This is a genomic window from Caballeronia sp. GAWG1-1, from assembly GCF_023631465.1.
Classification (GTDB): domain Bacteria; phylum Pseudomonadota; class Gammaproteobacteria; order Burkholderiales; family Burkholderiaceae; genus Caballeronia.
Map to the genome: position 1 here is coordinate 1 of NZ_JALQDB010000118.1, position 452 is coordinate 452.

General features: G+C 58.6%; 1 pseudogene. It reads left to right on the forward strand.

Annotated elements, in window-relative coordinates:
* A pseudogene (locus NCT03_RS33705) lies at positions 1–278 on the forward strand (hypothetical protein); the annotation flags it as partial.
* Between the last annotated feature and the right edge of the window lie 174 nt (positions 279–452).

Below are 452 nucleotides of genomic sequence, written 5' to 3' on the forward strand. Positions count from 1 at the left end.
CCGCTAAAAAGTTTGGTGGGAACCAAATTACCTCTATTCACCGCCGGCGAGAGAACGGTCGAGATGAGGCGCTTACGCTTGCAACGGTGAGTATGCTTTTGGCACTGCCTGGCACCGAGTCGCAGTCGCACAGAGGCATTAGCTTGAACGTGGGCCTCACTGCCCATCAGTCGCGCCAGCTCATCCAGGTACTGGCCGACCGCGTGGACGTCGATGTTGCCGGCCGTGCACGCGAGGCGCTGGGCCGCCAATTAGTTACCCCAACAGGAGCAAAGTAACCATGCAAGCCACCATGCTCTACGGAGCGCGCGACATTCGCTTCGAGGACCGTCCGGATCCACAGATTGTCAAACCCACCGACGCCGTTGTGCGCATTGAAGCGCACCGGGAACTTCGGAGACGGTTTTGCTGGAGTTACGCTGCCATCGGCATTCCAGCGATTTGCTCATAGT